Source organism: Flavobacterium lotistagni (assembly GCF_011392125.1).
GTDB lineage: Bacteria > Bacteroidota > Bacteroidia > Flavobacteriales > Flavobacteriaceae > Flavobacterium > Flavobacterium lotistagni.
Map to the genome: position 1 here is coordinate 428,383 of NZ_JAAJBU010000001.1, position 23,106 is coordinate 451,488.

Genomic DNA, 23,106 nt, shown 5'->3' on the forward strand with positions numbered 1-23,106 from the left:
CTCACATTCAAAATACCACAAAAACACACTACTTTTGAGGTCAATCCGTTATAGCCTTTATGTTTAAAAAAATCCTTTTCGGTTTACTGCTATTAGGCTATGGCTTACAAGCCCAGGAAATCCAAACACCCTATCGGGCCAAGAAAATTGTTGCCACACGCGACACCATTAGGATTGATTCGGTCAGCGTGAATTCAAGTTTTTTTAAACTGCTTGACACCCAATCAAAACCAATCGACACCGCTTATTACCAAGTGAATTTCGAGAAAGGAATTTTAGTTTTTAAAGACAACTATCCGTTCAATAGTGATACACTAACGATTCGATTTTTGAAATTTCCAAAAGCCTTAACCAAAGTTTACAGTATTTATGACCCAAACCGAGTAGTAAAATCCGAAACCGGACAATATGGTCTTTATCAAGTGTCGCGCGATCCGTTCAAAAAATTTGTTCCATTTGAAGGATTAAACACTTCTGGAAGCATTACTCGAGGTATTACAGTAGGCAACAATCAAAATGCGGTGGTCAACTCCAATCTGGATTTGCAGATTACCGGAAAAATTTCAGACAAAGTCAGTTTGCGCGCTTCCATCCAAGACAATAATATTCCTTTGCAAGACAGCGGTTATTCGCAAAAACTGGACGAATTCGACCAGATTTTTATTGAACTTTTCTCAGACAAATGGAGTATCCGCGCCGGTGATTTGTTTCTAGAGAATCGCCAATCCCGATTTCTCAACTTCAATAAAAAAGTTCAAGGTCTATCAACTAATTTTAATTTCGGCAACCAAGGCAACAAGACCAACGTATTTGCTTCGGCGGCTCTGGTTCGCGGGCAATATGCCCGAAGCAACTTCATCGGCCAAGAAGGCAACCAAGGCCCATATAAACTTAAAGGTTCGAGCGGTGAATTGTTTATTTTAGTGGTTTCTGGTTCGGAGCGGGTATATGTAAATGGCATTCTGCTCAAACGTGGTGAAAACAATGATTATGTAATTGATTACAACGCCGGAGAGATTACTTTCACTTCCCTATTTCCGATTACCTCCGAGATGCGAATTTCCATTGAATACCAGTTTTCAGACAGAAATTACAGTCGCTTTGTGACGTATTTTGGAGCTTCGCACGAGCAGGATTCTTGGAGCATTGGCACCAACGTGTATTCAGAAAGTGATCTCAAAAACCAGCCTTTACAGCAAAACCTTTCTGCAGAGCAAGCGCAAATATTGGTCAATGCCGGAGATGATTCGAATTCGATGGTGGCTCCTTCAGCTTATCAAGACGATTATTCCGAGAACAAAATTTTGTATGAAAAAGTCATTCAAGATGGTGTAGCAACTTTCGTTTACTCGAATGATCCGACTGCGGTTCTGTATAATGTGAAGTTTAGTTTCGTTGGAGAAAAACAAGGGAACTACCAACTTTCTAACAGTGCTGCTGTTGGGAAAATTTATAAATATATCCAGCCAGTTAACGGAGAAAAGCAAGGTAGCTACGAACCTATTATTCGTTTGATTGCGCCGACTAAAATTCAAATTGCAACCGTTTTTGGAAAATACGCGACTTCTGAAAAAACCTACTTAGACTTTGAAGCTGCATTGAGTAACAACGATTTGAATTTATTTTCTTCATTGGACGACAAAGACAACCAAGGCGTGGCAGGAAAAGTCAATACACGTCAACGGCTACTGACCAAAAAATGGGAAATCGACGCTTTTGCCAATTATCAGTTTGTGCAGAAAGAATTCCGCACCATTGAACGTTTGTATAACATCGAGTTTGACCGCGATTGGAACCTTTCTTTGGCCACAGGCAATCAGAGTCTTTTGGTCGCTGGACTTGAGTTTAAATTGCCGAAAAAAGGAAATTTGACCTATCAACTAGAAAACCTCAACTTCTCTGAAAGCTTCAATGGCAACCGTCACAGCATGGTTGGCAATTTCGTACTCAATCATTGGAACATCCATCATAAAAGCAGCTTGATGACCAGCAATGGAACCGCTTCGACTTCGCGCTTTTTAAGAAACCAATCGGTAGTGAAATACAATTTCAAGAAAAATTGGGTAGGTTCCTCACTGCGGTTAGAAAACAACCAAGAACGCAATAAAGAAACCAATTTGCTCAATACTCTTAGCCAACGATTTACTGAATACGGTGCGCTTCTGGGTCGTGGTGACAGTACGAAAGTTTATGCTGAATTGGGCTATCTGCATCGTTTCAACGACAGTTTGCAAAACGGAAAACTCCAGCGCGTGAATGTTTCCCAATCGTATTACCTAAAATCGAAATTAATTCAGAACCAAAAAAGTGATTTAGCGGTTTACCTCAACTATAGAAATTTAAAATACGAAGACCCCAATCGCCAAAACGAACCTTCACTAAATTCAAGAATCTTATATAACGATCGCTTTTTCAACCAGTTTGTGCAAACTACAACAGCTTATGAAACCAATTCAGGTCAAATCGCGCAACAGGAATTTACTTATCTCGAGGTCGATGCCGGAAAAGGAGTGTATGCTTGGATTGATTACAACAACAACGGCATTCAGGAATTGCAGGAATTTGAAATTGCCCCTTTTCCGGACCAAGCCAAGTATGTTCGGGTGTTTTTACCCAACCAGATTTTCATCAAAACCCATCAAAATAAATTCTCTGAATCTTTAACGCTCAACCCCAGTCAATGGCAGAACAAAACCGGTTTACGAAAGATTTTGTCGCATTTTTATAACCAAACTTCTTTTCTGATTGACCGCAAACTCAAACGCGACGGCAACAATTTCGACTTGAATCCGTTCAGCTCAACTAAAGAAAATTTATTGGGCTTGAGCACGAGTTATCGCAACAGTTTGTTTTTCAATCGCGGCAAGCAAAGCCATTCGGTAACTTATACTTATCTGAACAACAAAACAAAAAACCTCTTGTCGGTAGGTTCTCAAGAAAGTAAAAACAGTTCCCATCAGTTACAGTATGTGCATCTGTATCGAAAATCGTGGTTGTTCGAACTTTCGGGAAAAACCTTAAAATCGAATGCTGTGACCGAAACTTATGCTTCAAGAAATTACATTATAAAAGGCTACCAAATCGCACCAAAGATTGCCTATTTGTTCTCTGAAAATGCCAGTTGGGATATTTTCTATGAATATCAAGACAAGCAAAACAAAATTGCTGATTTCGAAACCTTGAAACAAACCCGCTTAGGCACTTCGTTTACTTATTCCAGCACTAAGAAATTGACCATGAATGGAGAGTTCTCATTGTACGAGAATGAGTTCGTTGGAAATGCGTTAACTCCGGTGGCTTTTCAAATGCTGGAAGGTTTACAGCCTGGACAAAATACCACATGGCGATTGCTAATTCAGAAAAACCTGACGGATTATCTCGATATTAATATCAATTACCAAGGCCGAAAAAGCGAAAACAGCCAGACCATTCACAACGGCAATATTCAATTGCGAGCTTACTTTTAAATTTTGGTTGCGAGTAAGAATATATTTTCTACCTTTATTTAACGTATAACTTAATTTTTTACCCATGAAGAAAATACTCGTATTGTGTTTGCTTTTCGTATTCTCGACCAGTTTCTACGCTCAGGAAACCAAAGCAAAAAAGAAAGCCAAAACGGAAAAAGCAGCCGAGGCCAAAGAAAAAGCTAAAGCCAAAAAAGAAGCCGCTAAAGAGAAAAAGGAAAAAGCTGAAGCTAAGAAAGAAAAGGCTGAAACCAAAGTTAAAAAGGCAACAGAGAAAGCTGAAAAAAAAGTAGAAAAGGCCAAAGAGGTCACTAAAAAAACTACCGAAAAAGCAGCAGACAAAACCAAGAAAACAACTGAAAAAGCCAAAGAATCGGCTACAAAAAAAGCGGCAAAAGTGCGTGAAACCAACGAAAAAGCACCAAGAGTAGCCGACAAAGTGACCGGCACATACAACGGTAAAAAAGTTTATACCGGGCCAAGAGGAGGAAGATATTATATCAATTCCAACGGGAACAAGACTTATATTTCTGACGACAAATAATTCAAGAAAGAAATTCTAAAAAAACAAAAAACTCCAAGTTAAATTACTTGGAGTTTTTTTGTGGAGAATACCGGATTCGAACCGGTCACCTCTTGCCTGCCAGGCAAGCGCTCTAGCCAAATGAGCTAATCCCCCGTTTCGCCGTGGCAAATATATTAAAAAGTTGTATTTAACGACAAAGAAATTCCGGAACTTTCTGGAACAAATCGGCAAACACCACCTACACAGACCAAACCGCCTCTTTGGCGTCCGTAGTTTAGGGCAATGCGCGTTGATTTTTGCCTGAAGGCTCCACCCACATTATAGTAATGGTTTCTAAGTTCCGGATCATCATTCCCGTAATTATACATGTCGGCTATAAAAAAAGAGTATTTTGAATTCAAGTTGAACTCAATTGTTGAAGCCGTCCAGTTTTTTTTGTCGGTATCGGCCCACATGTGTTCACTCACTATGCGAATCGATTTGTTATCAGTAAACTTGTATGTTGCTTCTGCACCCAAAATATTAGTATTAACAACATCAAAAGTTTCTTCGATGAGTTTTTTGTTATAATACTGATTGATATAAGAAAAAGCTGTTTGCCATTTCGGACTTATTTTTTTTGTGATTTCGATGTTGTAATCCGAGAAGTACTTTCTGCCGAAACCAAGAAAATCGGTTTGATAATCTTTATTTGGCAAATAGAACTTCCCGCCAAGCGCATTCCAATTCGAAATATTGACTGCGACTTTTGTTCCGTACTTTCCGCCGAAAGCGGTTTGCTTTTTAAAATTGTAGAACACATCGATTTGCCCACCGATTTCGCCGGTTTTCAATAAGCTTTCATCGGATAACAATACATTGGGCTGCGATTGATAAACATAAATATTCGCTAAATTGTAGTGGTGCTGCTTGGTCAAGCTCGGAATGAAATTCATGATCCGGTCGTTAAAGGCATTCCCTTTGGCATTACGCTCTGAGAAAAAACCCATGTTTTCAAGTCTTCTAAAAGTTCCATCAAGTCCAAATCCCTTGGTAGAATAACCCATATTGACCAATAAAGCGCTGCCTGGCTTAATAAAATCATGCGCAATCTGTTCTTTTACTTCGACTATAGCATCTTTAGATTTGATATTATATTCCGATGAAAAGTAAAACCCTTGATGGTTAAAATCTACTCTTGCGGCATAACCACTAGTGAGGCTGTTGTATTTCGGATTGACAATAGCACTTTTTTCTTCACGTCCTACGTAGGTAAAGCCCAACGACCATTCAGTAGTTTCGAAATGGAACAAATCCGAGAGTACGATTTCTGCATCGGTACCATAAATCTCGCCTTCACTGATATCAAAACCGGTGCGTTGACGTCCGTAAATTCCTTTGATTGTAAAGAATGGGGCTGGTTTGAAAATCACTCTTGCTCCGCGCAAAGCATTATTAATGCCCAAGGCACGATCTTCCCAGCTGCGATAAAGCAAACCACTACCGAATTGCTCATAAAAGTAACCGCCTGTAATGTCGATTTTTTCGTTTTTATATTGGATGAAATAAGTCGCTACATCCGTTTTGTCATACTTCGGATTGTAGTTCAATAGCGCTTGGTCTTCGTAGGATTCGGCTTGAATACCAGCTGTCCAGTTTTTAAATTTGGTGTTCAGGAATAGATAATTGTTCGAACGCAAAGGAACCTCAGGATGATCCACTCCCAGCGGTTTGTCGTTCAAATACCATTGCGAATTCGACTCAAATCCGCCGTAAAATTGAATTTTGTCTTTTGGCTTTACTTCTTGCGAATGGGAGTAGATTCCGAAAAAAACTGCTAAAACAAGGATGCTGTTTTTCATGCATTATAAGGTTTTGAGTTTTTCCAGCAATTCTTTCTCGTTCCCGGGAACATATCCGTTTTGGATATGAACGATTTCGCCATTCTTGACTACAATCGTATAGGGAATATTCACAATAGACATCGCACGCTTGAAATCTTGGTTGGTATCGAGCAAGACCTGATAGTCCCAGCCTTTGCCATTAATGAGCGGCTTCACTCTTTTCTGAGTTCGGGTATCATCTGTTGAAATGGCAATCACTTCAAAATTGACCGATTTTTTCCAATCTTCCTGCACCTCATTGAGTTCGTCAAGTTCGCTAATACAAGGCGTACACCAAGTAGCCCAAAACGAGAATACATAGAGTTTGTCTTTTTCGGCAAAATTGTTTTTTAAAGAAATTGATTTGCCTTCAAGGTTGTTAAGGCTTAAATCAGGAATTTGCTTTTGAGCGGAAACCGTCCATCCGACAAAAAGCAACAGTAAGCAGAATTTATTCATAATTGCGTTGTTTTGACTGCAAATAAATAAATTATAATCATGAAAATAAAATATAATTTGCTTTATTTGCAATGTAAAATTCAATTCTGGCGCTATGAAAAAATCCGCACTGTTAGGGCTGCTTTTAATCCCTATATTGTTGCTTTCTTGCAGCAAAACTGAAATGATTTATGCCCCAATCGAGGTAGATGATCGCGTAGATGCCGAACCCATCTCAGGCTTGTTTCAGAAAAACATGCTCATCGAAGATTACACAGGAACTTGGTGTGGCAACTGTACGCGTGTTTCTGAAGCCATAGAAAGAGTAAAAGAACAGACAGATCGTTCAGTAACCATTGCCATTCACAACGGACTGGATCCTTATCATTTTGCCGCCATTGGCCCTTTACAAGATTTGGTTTCGCCAGGCCGCGACTTAGAATTGCCCATTTCTCGCTTGAACCGAACCATTGTTTGGACCAGCCCAGAACCAGATCATGTGCAACAAGCCGTCAATCTGACCAGCAACAATTGCGGTTTAGGATTGGCGATGAAATCCATAGTGGCTGACGGCAATATTGAGTTAGATGTAAATATAAAATTCGCTCAGAATTACGAAAACGTAAAATTGGTAGTTTGTCTTCTTGAAAATCATTTACTGTATCGCCAGACAAACTATTTCTCAGCCTACGGACCGGTTCCTTACATTCAAGGTTTCGAACACAACCACGTTTTGCGTGCTTCTTTAACACCATTGCTCGGTGAGGGTTTATCAGGCACTAATTTCAACCAAACCGTATCAAAGCGTTTCTCGGTTCCAGTACCGGCAAATGTTTCCAATTTAGAAAACATTAGTTTTGTCGCTTTTGTGGTCGATAGTAATAATACCGTAATCAATGTCCGTGAAGCGGAAATCAACCAAGAACAAGTCTTCGAACAGAACCCGTAAAACTTATCAAATCAAGTCGCTTTAATAGCGGCTTTTTTATTGTAAACTAGTTACCTTTGTCATAAATTTTCACTGCATGAGCAACATCAGGATTACTAAAGAATTCAGCTTCGAAACCGGCCATGCACTTTATGGCTATGACGGCAAATGCAAAAACGTTCACGGACACAGTTATAAGCTCTCAGTCACGGTGATTGGAGTGCCTATTTCCGATAAAACGAATGTGAAATACGGCATGGTCATCGACTTCTCGGATTTGAAAAAAATAGTCACCGAAGAAATCGTAGACCACTTTGACCACGCGACGGTTTTCAACCAAACCACGCCACACATCGAATTAGCCAATGAACTCAAAAACCGTGGGCATCACGTGATTTTAGTAGATTACCAGCCCACCAGCGAGAACATGGTGACCGATTTCGCTAATAAAATTCAAAAACGACTTCCCGATGCCATTCGGTTGCATTCGCTCAAATTGCAAGAAACGGACAGCTCTTATGCAGAATGGTATGCCAGCGACAATGCCTAACTTACGCTCTGATTGATGAACCACAAAAAAATATACTTCGCTTCAGACCAACATTTGGGTGCGCCGACAGCAGAATTGAGTTTTCCCAGAGAACAAAAGTTCGTGGCTTGGCTGGATACTATTAAAGCCGATGCTGAAGCTATTTTTTTATTGGGTGACCTGTTCGACTTCTGGTTCGAATACAAAAAAGTAGTCCCAAAAGGATTTGTTCGTGTTTTGGGCAAACTCGCTGAAATTCGCGATAGTGGCGTCCCTATTTATTTTTTTGTCGGCAATCACGATTTGTGGATGTCAGATTATTTCGAAAAAGAACTCAACATTCCGGTTTTTCACGACAATCAGGAATACACTTTTTCCGGGAAAACATTTCTCATCGGCCACGGCGACGGCAAAGGTCCGGGCGACAAAGGCTACAAACGCATGAAAAAAGTTTTTACCAACCCGCTTTCGAAATGGGTTTTTCGTTGGTTGCATCCCGATGTTGGGGTTTCATTGGCGCAATATCTTTCGGTCAAAAACAAACTGATTTCAGGCGAAGCTGATGTAAAATTCCTCGGAGAAGACAACGAATGGCTCATTCAATACGCCAAGCGAAAACTACAGACCAAACACTACGACTACTTGATTTTTGGACACCGTCATTTACCGATGATGATTAAAATCGGTGAGGGTTCGCACTATGTCAATCTCGGGGATTGGATTGGTTATTTCACTTACGGGGTGTTCGACGGCGAGCACTTTGAACTCAAGACTTTTGAGCCCCGATAGTTAATCGGCTCGAATGTCTTTCATCCTGAGCTGCACTGAAACATTGCCGTTCCACTCATTTTCGTCTATACAATAAACCGCTTCGAAAGGCTTTTTGTTTTTAACGTATTCTATTTTATCTGCCAAACCGAAACCTACCGCCGGAAATCCATCGGAATTTTTTTGTTTGACAAACAACTTCAAGTGTGTTTCGTCGCTTCCGATTTTCTTAGCATAGCCGGTATCAAATAGCTCGCGTGTTAGAAAAACTGGGGTGCGGTTCTGTGGCCCGAAAGGTTCGAACTGTTTCAAGAGCCGCGTGAGTTTTGGTGTGATTTGATCCAACGAAATCTCGGCATCCACTTCAATTTCTTCGGTTAATAATTCCGGTGCAATCGTTTCCCGAACCACACGCTCAAAAGTGTCTTTAAATTGCTCATACCGCTCTGGTCTCAACGTCATTCCGGCCGCATACATGTGTCCGCCGAACTGTTCTAAGCAATCCGAACAAGCTTCCAGTGCAGTATAAATATCAAAGCCTGAAACCGATCGCGCTGAAGCAGCATACTTTTCGCCGCTTTTGGTAAAAACAATAGTCGGGCGGTAATAATTCTCAATCAATCTAGAAGCGACGATTCCAATGACGCCTTTGTGCCAATCTTCCTGAAAAACCACTGTCGTAAAGCGTTCGTGTTCGTTGTTGTCTTGAACTTGTTTCAAGGCCGCTTGTGTTATTTGTTTGTCGAGGTCTTTTCGATCGGTATTGTATTTTTCTATTTCCGAAGCGAATGCTTTGGCTTGATCTAAGTTGAACTCGGTGAGCAGTTCTACCGCATGATTGCCGTGTTTGATTCGTCCTGCGGCATTGATTCTGGGCGCGATAATAAATACTACATCGGTAATGGTCAGTGCATTTTTCTTGATGGTATTCACTAAAGCTGCTATTCCGGGCCTTGGCGAAGTATTGATGATCTGCAATCCGAAATGGGCCAAAACCCGATTCTCGCCGGTCATCGGAACAATATCGGCGGCAATCGCAGTGGCTACCAAATCCAGATAAGGAACCAAATCGTCAATGGTTTGGTTTCGGTTGGCACCTAGCGCCTGAACGAGTTTAAAACCAACGCCGCAGCCGCAAAGTTCGTCGTACGGATAAAGGCAATCGTCACGTTTCGGATCGAGGATGGCCACCGCTTCGGGCAAAATAGTTCCGGGCCGGTGGTGATCGCAGATGATAAAATCGATGCTTTTGGTTTTGGCATAAGCCACATGATCAACAGATTTAATACCGCAATCCAGCGCAATAATGAGTGAAAAACCATTGTCGTCGGCAAAGTCAATTCCTTGATAGGAAACGCCGTAACCTTCGTCATAACGGTCGGGAATATAAGTAGCGATATTGGGGTAAATGGTTTTCAGGTAAGAAGAAACCAGTGCCACAGCAGTAGTTCCATCTACGTCGTAATCGCCAAAAACGAGAATATTCTCTTGATTTTCGATAGCCGATTCAATTCGCGCGACAGCCTTGTCCATGTCTTTCATCAGATACGGATCGTGCAAATCATCTAAATTAGGGCGAAAAAAAGCTTTGGCTTGTTCGAAAGTTTCGACGCCACGCTGCAAGAGTAAAGTGGCAATCATCTCATCGACATTTAAAACACTTTGAAGGTGCTTCACCTTGTCGGAATCCGGTTTTTTTTTGAGTGTCCAGCGCATAAGATAAATTTTGTTTGGTGTATAAATAATGCTTTTGTTTTCCAAATGTAGCAAAAAACTATTGGTTTGCTTGGAAAAAAATTCGTTTCTTGTGGGAATCAAAATCCAGCGACCATGCACATCCAAGGACAAATTGTCGACATCCAAAATCGGCGAATTTACAGCGGGGAAATCTCCATCGAAAACGGAAAGATCCAATCCATTACAGAAAAACAACACGACAACAAAACATTCATTCTGCCGGGTTTCATCGATTCGCATATCCATATTGAAAGTTCGATGCTCGTACCCTCAGAATTTGCCCGGATTGCGGTTTTGCACGGTACGGTCGGCACCATTTCCGATCCGCATGAAATTGCCAATGTGCTCGGGAAAGATGGCGTTTACTACATGATTGAAAATGGGCAGCAAGTGCCTTTGAAGTTCCATTTTGGTGCACCTTCTTGTGTGCCGGCCACTTCCTTTGAAACGGCTGGTGCGGTCATCGATTCGGATGGAATTAAGGAACTCATGGCGCATCCAGAGATTTATTATTTGGCTGAAATGATGAATTATCCGGGCGTACTGTTCAACGATGCTGAAGTTTTGAAAAAAATCGAGTGGGCGAAACATTTTGGAAAACCGGTTGACGGCCATGCTCCGGGTTTGCGCGGCGAGGCGGTAAAAAAATACATCAGCGCCGGAATTTCGACCGATCACGAGTGTTTCACTTTTGAGGAAGCGCAGGAAAAATTGTCTTTGGGCATGAAAGTGCTGATTCGTGAAGGTAGTGCTGCCAAAAATTTTGAAGCGTTAATCGATTTGTTGCCTGAACATTTTGAAAATATGATGTTTTGCTCAGACGACAAACATCCGGACGATCTAATTGTAAGCCATATCAACGCTTTGTGTGCACGCGCTGTGGCTAAAGGAATCGATGTTTTCAAAGTATTGCAAGCGGCCTGCATTAATCCGGTGAAGCATTACAAAATGAAAGTCGGTTTGTTGCAAGAAAACGATCCGGCAGATTTTATTGTCGTAGAAGATTTAAAAAACTTCAAAGTAGTACAAACTTACATCAACGGCGAGTTGGTAGCCGAAAACGGGAAGTCGTTTGTGCAGGCCATTAACTTTGAAACCCCGAACAATTTCAATACTTCGAAAAAAACTGTCGCCGATTTTGAAATCGCAGCAAGCGCTACAAAAATCCGTGTTATTGAAGCACTTGAAGGCCAACTCATCACCAACGAAATCCATGCTGAGGCTTTGCTTTCAGAAGGAAAATTGGTGAGCGACATTGGGAATGATATTCTGAAAATCGCCGTGGTAAACCGTTACCAAAATGCCCCAGTTGCGGTGGCTTTCATCAAAAATTTCGGTTTGAAAAAAGGCGCGATTGCTTCCTCGGTAGCGCACGATTGTCATAATATAGTAGTGGTAGGCACTTCGGACGAGGAAATTTGCAAGGCCGTGAACGTTCTTATTGAAAACACCGGCGGCATCTGTGCTGTGAATGGCAACGAAATTAAATCGCTGGCGCTTCCTGTGGCCGGAATCATGAGCGACAAAGACGGCTGGGAAACCGGTAAACGCTATCAGGAAATCGACGCCATGGCCAAATCCTTAGGCAGCACTCTGAAGGCTCCGTTCATGACCTTATCTTTTATGGCGTTGCTGGTGATTCCTGATTTGAAACTCTCTGACAAAGGTTTGTTCAGCGGAAAATCATTTGAATTTGTGAACCTGCAAGTCTGATTACTGAAACCACTTAGGCAATTCCGTCAGTACCGATTTGGCGTCCATGCGCGAGACAATCTTTCCTTTGTTGTCAATTAAAATGAAATACGGCAACGAATTCACACTGTGTTCTCCGAAATGGCGGTTGGTGGGTTCATCCATAACGTTGGTCCATTCGGGCGAGGTGTATTTTGTCAGAAAAGCGGTCCAGTCGGCATCGGCGGTTTTAGCGGCAACGGTATAGATTTTCAACCCTTTGTTTTTGTATTGTTCCCCAATCGGAATGAGTTTGGGCAAGGTTTCTTGGCAATGCGAGCAACCCGGGCTGAAAAAAGTGAGCAAAGTGTAGTTTGAAGATTCTACAATCGGTTGGAGTTCCTGCGCTTTTCCTTGAACGTCGTTGAGTTTCATGTTTGTAAACGGTGCACCTACCATACTTTTCGCCAACATGTCTAACTTGGCTTGTACTACTGTATGCAGCATTTGGGAAGGATGGGCTTTGTACCAGTTAATGTAACCATTTATCAAATCTTGGCGTTTGTTTTTGGAAAACGCTTCAAAGAGAACATGTTGGAGTCTTTTGGCAGCGGTTGGGTTTTTAGATGCGATAGTCAATAAATTCTCAAAAGGCGCAAACGAAGCCTTCTTTTTGCCGTCTATGAAATGCAGATAATCTTCTAGAAGATAGCTTGGCAATGGGGAATTATAAAATTTTTGATCGCCGAAGACAGCGCGTTGGAGATAGTTCGCGCCGAGCGTTTCTAATGATTCCAAGTCTTTTTCTGCAAGGCGGTCAAACGAAGCAATTTGCCGAGCGGTGTATGTTTGCGGATACTGCTTAATGAATTGCACCAAGTTTTTCTGGTAATCGCGCCATTGGTTGGCAAAACCTTGAAAAAGCAAATCTTCAGACAAATCCTTGTCTTTATACACTTCTAAATCTTTGTTGAGTTGCTCGCGCAAGGCCAAATATTGTTGATAGGCTTTGTTTTCTGTGGAACCGATCACTTTCACCGGAGCCAATACATTTTTGCTACAACCCAATTCGATTTTATACAGGGTTTCCTTGGGGCTAACCATAAAATATTCTGTGTAGCCGCCTTTTTTGAAATAAAACAATCCCGGTTCCTTGAGCATATAACTGGCCGAGAATTCGCCTTTGGCATTCACGTTCATCGCCTGCACATCGGTATCTGATCCGTGAAAATCGCCGAAAGTCACGTCGGGCGGTTTGGGGCATTCCTCAAGAAGTTTTCCAAGGATTTGAATACGGAAAGCAGCGTCGTTCGGCTTGGCTTTCGGTTTAGCAGTTTTGGGTTTGCCTTGCGAGAAAACACTCAATGAGCAAAGGACAACGAATAACAGAAGTAGCTTTTTCAAAATGTTTGGTTTTAAGGAAACTGATTTGCTATTGATGGAGAACAAAAATAAAACTTTTAGCGAGATGTTGAACCTTTCCAAAAGCTGCGTTAGTGACAGTAGTGGAAATCTTTTGCGCAGCGACAGCGGAGCAAAAATTGTAGCGGATGGCACGGCCCGAAGGGAAACGCCCAAAAAACTAACCCAGTAATCTTGACTCTTGCAGCGAAGCGGTCATTTCTCTATTTTCTACCTCCAACTACTACGACAATCTCACCTTTAGGCGGCTTCTGCTCAAAATGCGATAACACTTCCTGGGCCTTTCCGCGTACATTTTCTTCGTGGAGTTTCGATAACTCGCGCGACACACAAACCGGTCGTTCGGCGCCAAAATACTGAACAAATTCTGCCAAGGTTTTCACAAGTTTGTGTGGCGACACATAGAAAATCATGGTTCGGGTTTCTTCGGCCAAAGCTAAAAATCGCGTTTGACGGCCTTTCTTTTCAGGCAAAAATCCTTCGAACACGAAACGGTCGTTGGGTAAACCGCTATTGACTAGCGCAGGCACGAAAGCAGTGGCTCCGGGCAAACATTCGACGGTAATATTGTTTTCGACACAAGCCCTGGTGAGCAAAAATCCCGGATCGGAAATCGCGGGCGTACCGGCATCGGAAATCAGCGCAATGGTTTCTCCGGCCTTCAACCTAGAAATGAGATTCTCTACGGTTTTGTGTTCGTTGTGCATGTGGTGGCTGTGCATGTGTGTGGCGATGTCAAAATGCTTGAGCAGCTTACCGCTGGTGCGCGTGTCTTCGGCCAGGATTAAGTCGGCTTCTTTCAAGACGCGGATCGCGCGAAACGTCATGTCTTCGAGGTTGCCGATTGGCGTGGGAACGATGTAGAGTTTTGACATAAACAGCCTCTTTATAAAACACAGATTTCACAGATTAGCACAGATTTTATCAGCGTAATTTGTGAAACTTGTGTTGTTTTTTGCAATGCTATGAAAAGCGCTTCTCGATAATTTCCATGAAACGTTCGGCGTATTCGTCTTTGCCTTCCCAGTTGTTATAGTCGGGCTTGACCATATTGTCAATGAAATCTTTGGCTTCTGAAAAAGTGCCGAAAGTCATCAGTTGCGAAAGCACGCGGTTATAATCTTCGCTCGAATTGGCGAACAAATGCGTCATAAAAGCGATTCGGTCGTTCAAGCCAATGATGATGCCTTTAGACATGCGGTCGTTGAGCGAAATGCCTTGGTCTTTGTTGAGCGAAATCACTGGTGCGGCATCGTTGTAGCTTCTGCCAATCGGAATCACGTTTTCTTTGGTATTTTCTTTGGCGAGCTCTTCCGGCTTCACAAAAACCGGATCTTTATAGTTCGGGCCTAATAAATCGTCAAAAGTAATCTGCGGAGAAACGTTCTTGATTTCCTTTTTGATTTCCTCAGCGATTTCTTCGTCTTTAGTATCAAAGGCAAGTTCAAAGGCAGGTTTGAAAGTGTTGTCTTGGGCAGCCACTGGAGTTGCTTCTTCTTCCTTGATAGCTTCCTCGGTGGTTTCTTCTGAGACGGTCTCGGCTTCTTCTGCCGGTTCTTCGCTCGATGCAATTTCCGGCTCGACTTCCTTTTCTGGTTCTTCGATGGTTTCCGGTGCCGTTTCTGCTTCCGCCTCTGGTTCAATGGCTTCAGGTTGGTGTTCTTCTGCTACGGCTTTTTCTTCATCGGCCTCAGACTGCTCAGGTGCTACTTCGATTTCTGGGGTATCGGTAATATTTTGTTCCGTTGAAGCCACTTGTGGTTCTTCTTCTTTGGATTCGAAAGCAGTCTCTATTTTATCTTCAATTTCAGCGCGACCGATGGTAGGTTTGGCCTCTGCAAAATGGTTTTCTACGAACTGAAGTAAGGTAAGTTTCTCGTAAAGATTTTGCGCTTCTTGTTGCAGTTGGTGCAGTTCTGATTTGTTTTTAAGCTTTAAGATCCGGTGCGCGATGCTGATCAATTCGGCTTCCAACTTTTTTTTCATAACGTACTGAATTACCTGGATTGGGGATTGTTTTTAGGCTATTGGACTTATTTTGGCTTTTATTTTTCGTCGAATGCAGAAGCTTCCTTAAATAAAATTTTCTACTTTTGACAACGGCGTAAATATACTACTTTATATCAGTTATTGATGCGGCAAAGTAATAAAATCTATTCATCTCTAGCGCAAGAAAAAACACAAAATGTTTCTCGAAAATACAGTCAATCATAAAGAACAGTTTGGATGGATAGAAGTGATCTGCGGATCAATGTTCTCAGGTAAAACAGAAGAGCTAATCCGGAGGCTCAAACGCGCACAATTCGCCAAACAAAAGGTCGAAATCTTCAAACCCTCAATCGACACCCGTTATGACGAGGAAATGGTCGTTTCGCACAACAAAAACGAAATCCGCTCCACACCAGTTCCGGCCGCTGCAAACATTGCTATTTTAGCCCAAGGCTGCGATGTAGTAGGCATTGACGAAGCGCAATTCTTCGATGATGAGATCGTGAAGATTTGTAATGATTTGGCCAACTCCGGAATCCGCGTCATTGTAGCGGGTTTAGATATGGATTTCAAAGGCAATCCGTTTGGTCCCATGCCCGCACTGATGGCCACTGCAGAATATGTCACCAAAGTACACGCCGTTTGCACCCGCACCGGAAACCTTGCCAATTATAGCTACCGCAAAACCGACAATGACAACCTCGTTTTGCTCGGGGAAACCGAAGAATACGAACCGCTGAGCCGCGCTGCCTATTACGAAGCCATGCGCAAAGGTCAAGAAGAACCGGAAACAGCAAGCGCCAAAACCCGAAAAAACCTCCAGTAGCTTTGGTCTTATCCATCAAAAATATTGCTCCGATTCTTCAGGCCCAATGGGCAGGTAAGCATCCGAGTACTTTAATCGAAAATATTGCCATCGACAGCCGCTCGCTACAAAATGGCGCGCAAACGCTTTTTTTTGCGATTGTTGGGCCCAATAACGACGCGCACGACTACATCGGGGAACTGCTCGAGAAAGGCGTTCGCAATTTTGTGGTCACGCACATTCCCGAAGGATTTCAAGACCAAGCCAACTTTTTAGTAGTCAAAAATACGCTACATGCGTTGCAGAAATTCGCCACACACCACCGCAACCAATTCGATTTTCCGGTCATCGGCATTACCGGCAGCAACGGTAAAACCATTGTGAAGGAATGGCTTAATTTTTTGCTGAGTCCGGATTACAATATCATCCGCAGCCCAAAAAGTTATAACTCGCAAGTAGGTGTTCCGCTTTCGGTGATGGCGATCAATGAGCAGCACAACCTCGGAATTTTCGAAGCCGGGATTTCGACCGTCGATGAAATGGACAAACTCGAGAAAATCATTAGTCCGAGCATCGGCATCCTGACCAATATTGGTTCGGCTCATGACGAAGGGTTTGCGAACATTGGTGAAAAAATCAAAGAAAAAGTGCGTCTTTTCCAGCACGCCAAAGTGCTCATTTACAATAAAAACAAAACTGTTGAAGCTTTCCTTAACCCAAAAGTAGCAAGGTTTTCATGGAGCTTCAAAGAGGAATCGGCCAATGTGTTCATCTCCAAAAAATCGGTGCTGGACAAAACAGTTCTCAAAATCCGGCAGGAAAGCGGAAGTTTTGAAATCAAGATTCCGTTTCAAGACGATGCTTCGATTGAAAATGCCATTCATTGCATGATGGTCATGTTGCATTTTGGCTATGACCACACCACTATCGAGCGGAGAATGGAATTGCTTTATCCGGTCGAAATGCGGCTGAAAGTTAAGAACGGTATCAACAATACGATGCTCATCGATGACAGTTATAGCTCGGATTTTCAATCGCTTAAAATCGCGCTTGATTTTCTGGAAAGCCAGAAGCAGCACAAGAAGAAATCACTGATCTTGTCTGATATTTTCCAAAGTGGGCTTTCTGATGACGAACTGTACTCGAAAGTCTCGCAGATGGTGATTTCCAATAAAATCCAACGAGTGATTGGCATCGGCAAGACCATTACCAAGTTCAAAAACAAATTCCTGAACTGCGTTACTTTTACCGATACCGAAGCGTTCATCCAGGAAATTGATCATTTGAATTTAGCTAACGAAACCATTCTAATCAAAGGCGCACGGAGTTTCAACTTCGAGAAAATCGTACACGCGCTGGAAGAAAAAACGCACGAAACCGTTCTGGAAATCAACCTCAACGCCATCAGCCACAACCTGAGTTTTTTCAAATCGAAGCTCAAGGCCAAAACCAAAATGATGGTGATGGTGAAAGCTTTCGGTTACGGAAACGGTGGTTTTGAAATTGCCAAACTGCTCGAACACCACAAAGTGGATTACCTCGGAGTAGCTTTTGCCGATGAAGGCATTTCGCTCAAGAATGACGGCATCAAACTGCCAATTATGGTACTCAATCCTGAATCAACGAGTTTTTCGGCCATCATCCAACACCAACTAGAACCCGAAATTTACAGTCTCAAAGGATTAAATGCCTTTCTAAAAATAGCCGAGCAACAGAAACTCAAGAATTACCCGATTCACATTAAACTCGACACAGGCATGCACCGCTTGGGTTTTGAAGAAGAACAATTGCCTGAACTCATCACGCGGCTCCGTGACAACAAAACGGTTTTGGTCAAAAGCATTCTCTCGCACATGGCCACTAGCGATGATTTACAACATCACGATTTTGCATTGGAACAAATTGCTTTGTTTGAAAAATTGTCCTCGACACTAATTCAGGAACTCAAAATCAAACCGATTCGCCATATTTTAAATACTTCGGGTATCAGCAATTACCCAAAGGCGCAATACGACATGGTGCGATTAGGCATCGGGCTTTACGGCATTTCGAATGATCCGGAAGAGCAGCATTATCTAGAAAATGTGGGGACACTCAAATCGGTGATTTCACAAATCCGAACCATAGATACTGGGGAAAGTGTAGGCTATGGCAGAAGGTTCGTGGCCGAGAAAACGACCAAAGTAGCGACGGTTCCCATTGGTTACGCCGACGGAATTTCGCGGCATTGGGGCAATGGCGTAGGTTATGTAACCATCCACAATCAACCGGCAAGAATTTTAGGCAGTGTTTGCATGGACATGCTGATGGTGGATGTAACCGACATCGCTTGTTTTGAAGGCGATCCGGTGATTATCTTCGGTGAAAACCCTACGGTGATTTATATGGCGCAGCAACTGCAAACCATTCCTTATGAAATTCTGACAAGCATTTCTCAGCGCGTGAAAAGAATTTTTTATAGAGAATAATTGATTCTTTTTACAAAATCGTTGCGCGTTATTAAAAATTATATTTAATTTCGACCAACTAAAACCAATTTTTTAACTAAAACTTTTTTTGATATGGGAATGATTTCAGAATTTAAAGACTTTATTGCGAAAGGCAATGCGATGGATTTGGCCGTCGGAGTAATCATCGGTGGCGCGTTCGGTGCTATCGTGAATTCATTGGTTTCCGATGTGATTACACCAGCACTTTTGAATCCGGCACTAAAAGCAGCTCAAGTAGAAAACTTGGCAGAGCTCAAAACCGAAGGCGGAATTCTCTACGGAAAATTCTTGGCTGCGGTGATTAGTTTCTTGGTGATTGCTTTCGTGATTTTCCTGATGGTGAAGGCCATCAACAGCATGAAAAAGAAAGAAGCGCCTGCACCTGCTGCACCAGCCGGGCCAACTCAAGAAGAATTGCTTACCCAAATTCGCGACTTATTGAAAAAATAGTACCGCTACACACTTATTCTAACTTAAACCATTCGTTCGCTCGGATGGTTTTTCTTTTTTATAGAAGGCGCTTGCAAGTAAATTTCTCGTTACTTTTGTGCTTTAAAATTCAACCCTAAATACAAAAAATATGAAAGTTGCTGTTGTTGGCGCTACCGGAATGGTCGGCGAAGTGATGTTGCAGGTTTTGGCAGAGAGAAATTTCCCGGTTACCGAACTGATTCCTGTAGCTTCGGAAAAATCAGTCGGAAAGGAAATCGAGTTCCAAGGAAAAAACTATAAAGTAGTCGGAATGCAAACTGCCGTTGATATGAAAGCAGATATTGCTTTGTTCTCGGCCGGTGGGCAAACCTCACTGGATTGGGCACCTAAATTCGCAGCCGCCGGAACAACCGTTATCGACAATTCATCTGCATGGAGAATGGATCCGAGCAAAAAATTGGTGGTTCCTGAAATCAATGCAAATTTACTGACCAAAGACGATAAAATCATCGCCAACCCCAACTGTTCGACGATTCAGATGGTTTTGGTCTTGGCGCCTTTGCACAAAAAATACAACATCAAGCGCGTGATTGTTTCCACTTACCAGTCTATTACCGGAACTGGTGTGAAAGCGGTGAAGCAACTCGAAAATGAATACGCCGGTGTTCAGGGTGAAATGGCCTACAAATATCCCATCCATAGAAATGCGATTCCGCAATGCGATGTTTTTGAAGACAACGGCTACACCAAAGAAGAAATGAAACTCGTGCGCGAGACCCAAAAAATTATTGGCGACAACAATATTAAAGTGACTGCAACAGCCGTCCGCGTTCCTATTGTGGGCGGGCATAGTGAAGCCGTCAACGTGGCTTTTGAGCATGATTTTGATGTGAATGAAGTTCGTCAAATTTTGCACAATACTTCAGGGGTTGTCGTGCAAGACAATATCGATACATTTACCTATCCGATGCCGATGTATGCACAAGGAAAAAATGAAGTGTTTGTAGGTCGTATCCGCCGTGATGAAAGCCAAGCCAACACTTTGAATATGTGGATTGTGGCCGATAATTTGCGTAAAGGCGCCGCCACTAACACGATTCAAATTGCCGAATATCTGGTTGCGAACAATTTGGTATAGATTCTTTTTAGCAAAATCAACTTAGTCTGTGGGTTATAACTTTTTATTTTTTTGTTAAAACCCACAGACTTCTTTTTTAAGTTGGTACTTTTGTCAGGCATGAAGAAAAAATACGTCATTGTCAATTTAGCGTTAATGGTTGCCGTGTTGTTTACAATGCTGGTGCAATCATTACACTCTTTTGAGCATTTGCGCCAACTTCTTCAGGAAAAGGAATGCCATCACAAGTATACCGGCAAAACCGAAATCTCGCACCAGCACCATCCTTTTGACCATTGCTTTGTATGCGAATTTACTTTCGGGAGCTATCTCTCTAGTGGCTTTTTAGGATACAAAACCATAGAAAAACAAACTCCGAATTTATACTCTTCTTTCTTCCCGCAAGCTATTGTATTGTCTTTTAAGGGAAGTCTTTTTGCCCTTAGGGCACCGCCAGCAGTAGTTTAAAATGACTTAAACCACAATCCTCATTCGCTTGAGGATATTTCTGTGTTTAGAATATTTTGAACAAGATGCAAAAGAAAACCACACTAGTATTTTTCTTCTGGATGTTTGTTGTAAGTTCTTATGGGCAACATTCGATTTCAGGAAAAATAACCACTAAAGATAAGCTTCCCATCAGTGGAAGTCACATCCATATTGGCAAGAAAAAAGTCACTTCTGACTCGCAAGGCAACTACCTCGTGGGCCCACTTCCTTCGGGAAAGCTGAGCGTACATATTTCCTATTTGGGCTTTCAACCTATTGACACTTTGGTGGTTTTGAACTACAACTTGGTGCTAGATTTCGAGCTCAAGGAAAGCGTCGAACAACTAGGAGAAGTGATGGTTAAGCAAGGAAAAAATACGCTCAACAAATCGGTTTTGGAACAAAAAATCAAGACAGAAACACTTGAAAAATACAGTAACCAATCATTGGGCGATGCTTTGAAAGAGATTGCAGGAGTAAGTAGCTTAAAAACCGGTAATGCCATCGTCAAACCCATCATCAACGGCCTTTATGGAAGCCGCGTACCTATCATCAACAATAATGTTCGTTTGGAAGACCAACAATGGGGCACCGAACACGCTCCGAATCTAGACATCAACGGCGCAGGAAAAGTAACGGTGATTAAGGGCGCTTCTGGTTTACAATACGGCGGTGATGCTGTTGGCGGATTGGTTATCATTGAACCTCTTGTTGTTAAAAAAGACACCCTTTTTGGCAAAACCATTTTCAATTTCGACTCTAACGGAAGAGGCGGCTCGGCCAACACCAGTATTCACAATGCAAAACTGCTTGGGTGGAGTTACAACTTCTTGGGAACCTTCAAATATATGGGCGACAGATCGGCTCCTGACTATAACTTATCTAACACCGGCAACAGAGAAACCAACTTTAGCGCTGCGGTTAAATTTAGTCAGAACAAATATGACTTTGAAACTTCCTATAGTTTTTTTAAAGCAACTATCGGAATATTGAGCGCATCGCATATCGGAAATGCATACGACTTGTATCAGTCAATCAACAACCAAATTCCGGCAGAGATTCATCCGTTTTCATATACTATCAATAGTCCGAGGCAAGAAGTGCAGCACCATATCGCAAAACTGAATTTCAATTACCGCTGGAATGAAATCTCGAGTATCGCAGTTCAATATGCCTTTCAGTACAACCGCCGTTTAGAGTTTGATATTCGCCGAGGCAGCTTTGCCAATACGGCAGCCCTAGATTTAGATTTAAAAACCCATTCGATATTGATTGATTACAAGAAAAACAGTCACGACTGGACTATCAAATCGGGAGCAAATGGTGCTTATCAAACCAACTTCGCCAATCCATCAACCGGAATCAGGCCTTTAATTCCGAATTATAGTAAATATGACTTGGGTGTTTATGGTTTGGTCGCGCATCATTTTTCGAATCAATTTACACTAGAATCTGGGCTACGTTATGATTTCTCTAAACTTGATGCCACAAAATACTATTATAAATCCCGCTGGAACGAAAGAGGTTATGATGAGTTGTTTCCCGAATTTATTGTAAGCGATTATGGTGGCACCCAGTGGCTGACAGAGCCTGAATTTAGTTTTCACAACATCTCGGCAAGCTTAGGCTTTCACAGTGCTTTTGAAGACAATCTGGATTGGTTTTTCAACATTAGTTTGGCCAATAGAAACCCCAATCCTTCTGAGCTTTTCAGCGATGGTTTGCACCACTCTACCGGAATAATTGAATTGGGCGACTTGGCTTTAAAAAAGGAACAATCGATTAAAGTAGCCACTACAGTTCAAAAGCAATGGACTGCTTTTTCGGTAGAAATAAATCCTTATTTAAGCAATATAAAGGACTATATGTTTTTGAAGCCCATCGGTTTTGAGAACACCATCAGAGGAACATTTCCGGTTTGGGAATACCAGCAAACACAAGCGATCATTTCTGGCATCGATCTTCAAACGCATTGGAAAATAGGCAATCATTGGCAAGATTTTTTTTCCCTTTCATATGTCAACGGTCGCGATTTGAGCAATCAAATTCCTTTAATCGATATTCCGCCTTTGAGCATCAACCACAAAATTCAGTTTTCCAAGAAACAGTGGTTCGACTTATTGCTGGAATTAAAAAACGAAGTCGTGTTTTATCAGAATCGGTTTCCAATGAACAATTTCACCACCGATATCATTGTCAACAATGAATTTGTTCCCGTGCTGGTTGATATTAGCACGCCACCGCCAGGTTATCAATTGTGGCATTTTTATTCTGAAATCAAATTCAAATCACTTTCAAAAATAAAAACCACTTTAGCATTTTCTGTTCAAAATATTTTAAACACCAACTACCGAGATTATTTAAACCGTCAACGCTTTTACGCAGACGAAATCGGCAGAAACTTTCAAGTACAATTAAAATTTAATTATTAAAAGAC

At 42.1% G+C, this 23,106-nt stretch carries 18 protein-coding genes and 1 tRNA gene; 12 read left to right on the plus strand and 7 right to left on the minus strand.

Annotation, left to right across the window (positions count from 1 at the left end; translation table 11 throughout):
• Positions 1–59 precede the first annotated feature (59 nt).
• Together G4D82_RS01830 and G4D82_RS01835 are read left to right on the plus strand one after the other, a co-directional pair.
• Positions 60–3,467 carry a hypothetical protein gene (locus tag G4D82_RS01830; protein ID WP_166333839.1) on the plus strand — a complete coding sequence of 1,136 codons (3,408 nt, stop codon included), beginning with the start codon at positions 60–62 and terminating at the stop codon, positions 3,465–3,467.
• Between the two features lie 64 nt (positions 3,468–3,531).
• Positions 3,532–4,011: a hypothetical protein gene (locus tag G4D82_RS01835; RefSeq protein ID WP_166333841.1), complete on the plus strand. Its 480-nt coding sequence runs from the start codon at positions 3,532–3,534 to the stop codon at positions 4,009–4,011.
• Positions 4,012–4,072: 61 nt separating this feature from the next.
• Here the strand turns inward: G4D82_RS01835 and G4D82_RS01840 are convergent.
• From G4D82_RS01840 to G4D82_RS01850, 3 genes are all read right to left on the minus strand, one after another.
• Positions 4,073–4,146 (minus strand) — tRNA-Ala (locus tag G4D82_RS01840).
• Positions 4,147–4,166: 20 nt separating this feature from the next.
• Entirely contained in the window at positions 4,167–5,834 is a 1,668-nt protein-coding gene (locus tag G4D82_RS01845) for a DUF6029 family protein (protein WP_166333843.1), read from the minus strand.
• Between the two features lie 3 nt (positions 5,835–5,837).
• Positions 5,838–6,314: a TlpA family protein disulfide reductase gene (locus G4D82_RS01850; protein ID WP_166333845.1), complete on the minus strand. Its 477-nt coding sequence runs from the start codon at positions 6,312–6,314 to the stop codon at positions 5,838–5,840.
• Between the two features lie 94 nt (positions 6,315–6,408).
• Between G4D82_RS01850 and G4D82_RS01855 the strand changes: the two genes are divergently transcribed.
• The 3 genes from G4D82_RS01855 to G4D82_RS01865 all read left to right on the plus strand — a co-directional run bounded on the left by G4D82_RS01855 (position 6,409) and on the right by G4D82_RS01865 (position 8,539).
• On the plus strand, positions 6,409–7,242 hold the full coding sequence (locus tag G4D82_RS01855) for an Omp28-related outer membrane protein (protein ID WP_166333847.1): 834 nt from the start codon (positions 6,409–6,411) through the stop codon (positions 7,240–7,242).
• Positions 7,243–7,318: 76 nt separating this feature from the next.
• The gene (locus G4D82_RS01860) at positions 7,319–7,771 is read left to right on the plus strand and encodes a 6-pyruvoyl trahydropterin synthase family protein (protein ID WP_166333849.1); all 453 of its coding nucleotides are present in this window, start codon (positions 7,319–7,321) and stop codon (positions 7,769–7,771) included.
• 15 nt (positions 7,772–7,786) lie between these two features.
• On the plus strand, positions 7,787–8,539 hold the full coding sequence (locus G4D82_RS01865; protein WP_166333851.1) for a UDP-2,3-diacylglucosamine diphosphatase: 753 nt from the start codon (positions 7,787–7,789) through the stop codon (positions 8,537–8,539).
• On the opposite strand, the gene recJ is transcribed toward G4D82_RS01865, so the two are convergent.
• Entirely contained in the window at positions 8,540–10,234 is a 1,695-nt protein-coding gene (recJ, locus tag G4D82_RS01870; protein WP_166333853.1) for a single-stranded-DNA-specific exonuclease RecJ, read from the minus strand.
• A 114-nt stretch (positions 10,235–10,348) separates the two neighbouring features.
• Here recJ and ade point away from each other — a divergent pair, with 114 nt between their 5' ends.
• Complete coding sequence (gene ade / locus G4D82_RS01875; protein WP_166333855.1) at positions 10,349–11,968, plus strand: adenine deaminase; 1,620 nt, start codon at positions 10,349–10,351, stop codon at positions 11,966–11,968.
• Here ade and G4D82_RS01880 read toward each other — a convergent pair whose 3' ends face one another.
• From G4D82_RS01880 to G4D82_RS01890, 3 genes are all read right to left on the minus strand, one after another.
• Positions 11,969–13,330 carry a TlpA family protein disulfide reductase gene (locus tag G4D82_RS01880; RefSeq protein ID WP_166333857.1) on the minus strand — a complete coding sequence of 454 codons (1,362 nt, stop codon included), beginning with the start codon at positions 13,328–13,330 and terminating at the stop codon, positions 11,969–11,971.
• 221 nt (positions 13,331–13,551) lie between these two features.
• On the minus strand, positions 13,552–14,223 hold the full coding sequence (gene rsmI / locus G4D82_RS01885; protein ID WP_166333859.1) for a 16S rRNA (cytidine(1402)-2'-O)-methyltransferase: 672 nt from the start codon (positions 14,221–14,223) through the stop codon (positions 13,552–13,554).
• 88 nt (positions 14,224–14,311) lie between these two features.
• Entirely contained in the window at positions 14,312–15,334 is a 1,023-nt protein-coding gene (locus G4D82_RS01890; RefSeq protein WP_166333861.1) for a hypothetical protein, read from the minus strand.
• Between the two features lie 199 nt (positions 15,335–15,533).
• Here G4D82_RS01890 and G4D82_RS01895 point away from each other — a divergent pair, with 199 nt between their 5' ends.
• From G4D82_RS01895 to G4D82_RS01920, 6 genes are all read left to right on the plus strand, one after another.
• The gene (locus G4D82_RS01895) at positions 15,534–16,163 is read left to right on the plus strand and encodes a thymidine kinase (protein WP_166333863.1); all 630 of its coding nucleotides are present in this window, start codon (positions 15,534–15,536) and stop codon (positions 16,161–16,163) included.
• 2 nt (positions 16,164–16,165) lie between these two features.
• Positions 16,166–18,610 (plus strand): bifunctional UDP-N-acetylmuramoyl-tripeptide:D-alanyl-D-alanine ligase/alanine racemase, encoded by a 2,445-nt coding sequence (locus tag G4D82_RS01900; protein ID WP_166333865.1) that lies wholly within the window; start codon positions 16,166–16,168, stop codon positions 18,608–18,610.
• Between the two features lie 93 nt (positions 18,611–18,703).
• A complete protein-coding gene (gene mscL, locus G4D82_RS01905; RefSeq protein ID WP_166333867.1) occupies positions 18,704–19,081 on the plus strand; it encodes a large conductance mechanosensitive channel protein MscL in 378 nt (125 codons plus the stop codon).
• A 130-nt stretch (positions 19,082–19,211) separates the two neighbouring features.
• Positions 19,212–20,201, plus strand: coding sequence for an aspartate-semialdehyde dehydrogenase (locus G4D82_RS01910; RefSeq protein WP_166333869.1), 990 nt, complete (start codon positions 19,212–19,214; stop codon positions 20,199–20,201).
• Positions 20,202–20,300: 99 nt separating this feature from the next.
• Complete coding sequence (locus G4D82_RS01915; RefSeq protein WP_166333871.1) at positions 20,301–20,648, plus strand: hypothetical protein; 348 nt, start codon at positions 20,301–20,303, stop codon at positions 20,646–20,648.
• A gap of 65 nt (positions 20,649–20,713) precedes the next feature.
• Entirely contained in the window at positions 20,714–23,101 is a 2,388-nt protein-coding gene (locus tag G4D82_RS01920; RefSeq protein ID WP_235924282.1) for a TonB-dependent receptor, read from the plus strand.
• Positions 23,102–23,106: the final 5 nt, after the last annotated feature.